The 5,779-nt window shown below is 69.6% G+C and carries 7 protein-coding genes; all 7 read left to right on the top strand.

Going from position 1 to position 5,779, the window contains the following annotated elements; genetic code table 11:
- Window positions 1–80 precede the first annotated feature (80 nt).
- Complete coding sequence (locus V7793_RS32150) at window positions 81–731, top strand: HAD family hydrolase (RefSeq protein ID WP_336013237.1); 651 nt, start codon at window positions 81–83, stop codon at window positions 729–731.
- A 22-nt stretch (window positions 732–753) separates the two neighbouring features.
- Window positions 754–1,926 (top strand): acetoin utilization protein AcuC, encoded by a 1,173-nt coding sequence (locus V7793_RS32145; protein ID WP_336013235.1) that lies wholly within the window; start codon window positions 754–756, stop codon window positions 1,924–1,926.
- Window positions 1,927–2,053: 127 nt separating this feature from the next.
- On the top strand, window positions 2,054–2,890 hold the full coding sequence (locus V7793_RS32140; protein WP_336013236.1) for a phosphatase: 837 nt from the start codon (window positions 2,054–2,056) through the stop codon (window positions 2,888–2,890).
- A gap of 128 nt (window positions 2,891–3,018) precedes the next feature.
- On the top strand, window positions 3,019–3,228 hold the full coding sequence (locus V7793_RS32135) for a helix-turn-helix domain-containing protein (RefSeq protein ID WP_123975194.1): 210 nt from the start codon (window positions 3,019–3,021) through the stop codon (window positions 3,226–3,228).
- A gap of 110 nt (window positions 3,229–3,338) precedes the next feature.
- Window positions 3,339–3,437: a 30S ribosomal protein bS22 gene (locus tag V7793_RS32130; protein WP_003948845.1), complete on the top strand. Its 99-nt coding sequence runs from the start codon at window positions 3,339–3,341 to the stop codon at window positions 3,435–3,437.
- A 226-nt stretch (window positions 3,438–3,663) separates the two neighbouring features.
- Entirely contained in the window at window positions 3,664–4,710 is a 1,047-nt protein-coding gene (locus V7793_RS32125; RefSeq protein WP_336013234.1) for an NAD-dependent epimerase/dehydratase family protein, read from the top strand.
- A 14-nt stretch (window positions 4,711–4,724) separates the two neighbouring features.
- Window positions 4,725–5,777, top strand: coding sequence for a lysophospholipid acyltransferase family protein (locus V7793_RS32120; RefSeq protein ID WP_336013233.1), 1,053 nt, complete (start codon window positions 4,725–4,727; stop codon window positions 5,775–5,777).
- The last annotated feature ends 2 nt before the right edge of the window (window positions 5,778–5,779 follow it).

Here is a 5,779-nt window from a genome sequence, read left to right as displayed (position 1 = left end):
TTTTTCAGCCTCAGGCCCTGAGTGATATCACTCGGGGCCTGAGGCATTTTTGCGTTCCGGGCCTCTAGGGTGACGTCATGATGCGCTACGACCTCGTCATCTTCGACAACGACGGTGTGCTCGTCGACAGCGAACCGATCGCCAACCAGGTCCTCGCCGACTACCTCACCGAACTCGGGCACCCCACCACGTACGCGGAATCCGTCCGGGACTACATGGGTTCCGCCGTGCACCGCGTCCACGACCTGGTGCTCGAACGCACCGGCCGGCAGCTGCCCGCCGACTTCGACATCACCCTGCACTCCCGCACCTTCGACGCGTTCGACCGCGAGCTGCAGCCCATAAAGGGTGCTGCGGAGGTTCTCGAGTACCTGGTGGCCACCGGCATTCCGTACTGCGTCGCCTCCTCCGGGACCCATGAGCGGATCCGGTACGGCCATGGCCGTACCGGGCTGGACGAATGGTTCGAGGAATCCTGGATTTTCAGCGCGGAGGACGTCGGCAGGGGCAAGCCGGCCCCCGACCTCTTTCTCCACGCCGCCCGTTCCATGGGTGTTGAACCCACCCGCTGTGTCGTCGTCGAGGACAGTCCGCTGGGCGTCCAAGCCGCGCTCGCCGCCGGTATGGACGTCTACGGGTACACCGGCATGACCTCTCCTGAGCGACTGACCGAAGCCGGCGCCAAGGGATTGTTCGGTGAGATGACGGAACTCGCTCAGCTCCTGGTCTGACCCATCCACTACGGTGACGCTCATGAGCGGCCGTGCGCAGTTGATGTGGGACGAGGCGGTGACGGGCTACGACTTCGGGCCCGGCCACCCCATGGATCCGGTGCGGCTCGCGCTCACCATGCGGCTGGTCGAGGCACTCGGCCTGGACCGTTCCGTACGCGTCGCCGCCGCCCGGCCCGCGGGCGATTCCACGCTGCGGCTGGTGCACCGCGAGGACTACATTGCCGCCGTGCGCGCAGCGGCCGCCGACCCCGCCTCCGCCGACGGCTCGTACGGCCTCGGTACGTCCGACGTCCCGGCCTTCCCGGCCGTGCACGACGCCTCGGCGCTGATCGCCGGGCAGTCGGTGGGCGCCGCGGAATCCGTATGGCGCGGCGAGGCCCTCCATGCGGTGAACTTCGCCGGCGGGCTGCACCACGCGATGCCCGGCGCGGCGTCCGGGTTCTGTGTGTACAACGACGCGGCCCTCGCCGTGGCCCGGCTGCTGGAGCTCGGCGCCGAGCGGGTCGCGTACATCGATGTGGACGTGCACCACGGCGACGGAGTCCAGGCGGCCTTCTGGGAGGACCCGCGCGTCCTCACCGTCTCCCTGCACGAGCACCCCAGCACGCTCTTCCCGCAGACCGGCTGGCCCCAGGAGACCGGTGGTCCGGGAGCCGAGGGAAGCGCCGTCAACGTGGCGCTGCCGGCGGGGACGGGTGATGAGGGGTGGCTGCGGGCGTTCCACGCCGTGGTGCCGGAGCTGCTGGCGGCCTTCCGTCCGCAGGTGCTGGTGACGCAGCACGGCGCCGACACGCACTTCGAGGATCCACTGGCCCATCTGGCGGTGTCGCTGGACGCCCAGCGGATGGTGGCCGAGGCCTGTCACGCGCTGGCTCACGAGCACGCGGAAGGGCGGTGGGTCGCCCTGGGCGGCGGCGGGTACGCGGTGGTCGACGTCGTGCCGCGGTCCTGGGCCCATCTGGTGGCGATCGCCGCGGGGGCGCCGGTGGCTCCCGAGCGTGCCGTTCCGGAGGAGTGGCGGGCCGAAGTGTTCCGTCGTACGAGGCAGTTGGGGCCGTACCGGATGACGGACGGGCGCCGGCCCGAGTGGAAGGACTTCACGGGTTCGGGGTACGACCCGGGGGACCGGCTCGACCAGTCGATCCTGGCGACGCGGCGGGCGGTGTTCCCGGCGCACGGCCTGCTCCCGTAGGACGCCACGTCACCCGGGGCCGTGCTGCGCGGGTCGTGCCGCGTCACCCGGGCCGTTAGGCCGACCGTGGGATCCCTGAGCGAATCCCCTTCGGCCCAGGGGCGGTTCCGTCAGCATCGGAACCGTGCTGACCGAGCTTCCCGCCCAGTCCTGTGCTCAATCCGCCCTCCGCAGCCACCTCCTCCGCTCCCGCATCGCCGGTGTCGTGTCCACCTCCCGGGAGCGGAGCATGAGCCGCTACCGGATGTTCGTGGCCGGAGATCCCCGGGCGCTGCTCGGGCTGGAGCCGGAACGGGACTGGCGGCTGGGGGAGTTGTTACAACTGATGGGCCGCAAGTGCGGGGTTTCGGCCGATCCCGGTCACGCTTCGGGGCAGGATGTCATCGACCCCGACCGTACGATCGTGGCACTGAGTGCCTTTGCGGACCGGCTCGCCGCGGTGGCCGCGGCGGCCGCGCCGGTGCTGATCGGCACCGGTCACCCGCACCGGCTCCTGGGCTTCTACGCCGGGTTGGCCGCCGGTCTCTCGGCGGCGGGGTGCACTGTCCTCCGCCCGGCGCAGGGTCGAAGTGTCGACATAACGACCCGGTTCGGGGTACGTACCTACAACCTGGACTACGTTCGAGGCGTCGCGCTGGTGCGTGAACCCGGCGCACGTGGGTGTGGAAGTGAGCCCGGCGTACATACGCATTCTCCGCTCCCGCTTCGGGTGGCCCTGGGGGCGGCGATGGACGGTGACGAACCGCTTCCGGCGGTGGTCATCGGGGACCACGGCTGGGTCTGCGGGGCAGGTCAGCTGGGTATTGAGGCCCTCGGCCTGGCGGATGCGGACGACCCGGCGCCGTTCGTCGGGCAGGCGGAGGGGCGGGTGTCCGTCGTCGTTCCGCTTGATGACACTGTGCGGTCTGATTACTACCGACCGCTTACTCGCTATGTACTCAATCGAGCGTGTCTGTCACAGTAGGCGGCCGATGGCTGCTCCTCTTCCCCACTCGCATCACCCGCCCCTAACCTGGGGAGTGAGCGCGCAGCGACGAGGAGTCACCGGAGGGGAAGCCGGTGCGCGTCATGTGCGGAAGGTTCAGGTGTGTCATGGCTGCTGACCAGAGGCCTCTCAACGAGGTCGTGTTCCTGACCGTGGCGGAAGTCGCCGCGGTGATGCGAGTGTCCAAGATGACCGTGTACCGCTTGGTGCACAGCGGTCATCTGCCGGCGATCAGGGTGGGCAGGTCGTTCCGGGTCCCGGAGCAAGCGGTGCACGAGTACCTCCGAGAGTCCTACGTGGGGGTGGAAACAGCCTGACGGGGGCCCTGGATTACGCTGATCGCCCGGTGCCGGGTAGGCTGGCCCGATGTAGGTCGTGTGGGCTCGGACGCCCCGCACCGAGTGAATCGATGTAAGCGAGGGTAGTCGTGGGCTCTGTTATCAAGAAGCGGCGTAAGCGGATGGCCAAGAAGAAGCACCGCAAGCTGCTCAAGCGCACGCGCGTTCAGCGTCGCAACAAGAAGTAAGCGGCACGCCGCTGTGCTTGTCCCGCAGCCCTTCCACCGATCATGGTGGGAGGGCTGTGGTGCATTGCGGGCCGGTAGCGGTGAGTGAAACCTCGGCTACGGCTTGAAATGTAGCTCCGCGCATCGGCCGGTCATCACAGCGCAACAACGACCCGCTACGGTGGCCGCGGCAGCACCACTCATGGGTAGGTCGTGGGCGGATCGTGGGCAGAGGAAGGCGCTGATCTTGGGCAAGGTCGTGCTCGTCACCGGAGTCGCACGGCAGCTGGGGGGCCGGTTCGTCCGCCGCGTCCAGCGCGAGCCCGACGTGGACCGGGTGATCGGGGTGGACGCGGTGCCACCCGCACACCATCTGGGCGGGGCCGATTTCGTACGGGCGGACATTCGCCATCCCAGGATTGCGCGGGTTCTGGCCGAACACGCTGTGGACACGGTGGTCCACATGGATGTGAACGGCACCCCGCTGGGCAAGCGCGGCAGCCGGGCATCGGTCAAGGAGACCAACGTCATCGGCACGATGCAGCTGCTCGGCGCCTGCCAGAAGACGCCCTCGGTCAAGCGCCTGGTGGTCAAGTCCAGCACCAATGTCTACGGATCCGCGCCACGTGATCCCGCGATCTTCACCGAGACCACCCCGCCGAAGTCGCTGCCCAGCGGGGGCTTCGCCAAGGACGTGGTGGAGGTCGAGGGGTACGTGCGCGGCTTCGCCCGGCGCCGGCCCGACGTGGCGGTGTGCGTGCTGCGCTTCGCGAACATCCTCGGGCCCTGCGCCGACTCGCCGCTCGCGGAGTACTTCGCGCTGCCCGTGCTGCCCACCGTCCTCGGCTTCGACCCCCGGCTGCAGTTCGCCCACGAGGACGACGTGATCGAGGTACTGCGGATCGCCTCGGGCGAGCCGCGCAGAGGCACGCTCAACAGCGGCACCTTCAACGTCGCGGGTGACGGGGTGCTGCTGCTCTCGCAGGCGGCCCGCCGCCTCGGGCGCCCCACGCTCCCCTTCTTCCTGCCGACCGTCACCTGGGTCGGCTCCGCACTGCGTTCGGTCGGCGTGACGGACTTCTCGCCCGAGCAGATCCGGCTCCTCACCCACGGGCGGGTCGTCCGGACCACCCAGATGCGCGAGGTCCTCGGCTTCGACCCGCGCTACACCACCGCGGGGGCCTTCGAGGACTACGCGCGCAGCCGGGGGCCCGGGCTGCTGCCGCCCGAGACCCTTGCCCGTACCGTCGACCGGATCGCTGCGGCACTGCCTGCCGGCCGCGGCCAGAAGTGAGGAGCGCACCCACCATGGCGGACGCGAAGGTCATCCCGTTCGGCGGCGAGGAGCCGCGGTCCAAGCGCAAGGGCAAGCGGACGGGACGGGCCCGTACGAACCGCGTGTCGTCCCTCGCGCCCGTGCCGCCGCAGCGGGACGTGGACCAGGCCGCGGCGGCCGAGCCCGAGCAGCCGGTGGCCGCGGACGGCAGCGCCCGGGGGCGGGAGCCGGAGGCCGCGCAGGAGGGCGGCTGGGACCGGAAGCTGGCGCACGGGCTGAGCTTCCTGCGGCGGCGGATCACCGGCGAGTACGAGGTCGACGAGTTCGGCTACGACGAGGAGCTGACCGACCAGGTCCTGATGTCCGCGCTGCGGCCCTTCTACGAGAAGTACTTCCGGGTTGAGGTGAAGGGCATCGAGAACATCCCGGAGAAGGGCGCGGCCCTGGTCGTCGCCAACCACTCCGGGACGCTCCCGGTGGACGGGCTGATGCTGCAGGTGGCGGTGCACGACCACCACCCGGCCGACCGGCATATCCGGATGCTCGCCGCGGACCTGGTCTTCATGCTGCCGGGTGTCAACGAGCTCTCCCGGAAGCTCGGGCACACCCTCGCCTGCGCGGAGGACGCGCAGCAGCTCCTGGAGCGGGGCGAGGTGGTCGGGGTGATGCCGGAGGGGTTCAAGGGGATCGGGAAGCCGTTCTCGGAGCGGTACAAGCTCCAGCGCTTCGGCCGGGGCGGCTTCGTGTCGACGGCACTGCGTGCCGGGGCGCCGATCGTGCCGTGCTCGATCGTGGGGGCCGAGGAGATCTATCCGATGCTCGGCAACTCCCGGACGGTCGCGCGGCTGCTGGGGATTCCGTACTTCCCGCTGACGCCCGCGTTCCCGTGGCTGGGGCCGCTGGGGCTGGTGCCGCTGCCGACGAAGTGGACGATCCAGTTCGGAGAGCCGATTCCCACGGACGGGTATCCGGCGGAGGCCGCGGACGACCCCATGCTGATGTTCAACCTGACCGACCAGGTACGAGAAACGATTCAGCACACGTTGTACAAGCAGCTCGTGCAGCGGCGGTCCGTGTTCTTCTGACC

The organism is Streptomyces sp. KLMMK (assembly GCF_036961605.1).
Classification (GTDB): Bacteria; Actinomycetota; Actinomycetes; order Streptomycetales; family Streptomycetaceae; genus Streptomyces; species Streptomyces telluris.
The sequence above is the reverse complement of the archived record's forward strand: the minus strand, read 5'-3'. Positions and strand labels throughout refer to the sequence as shown.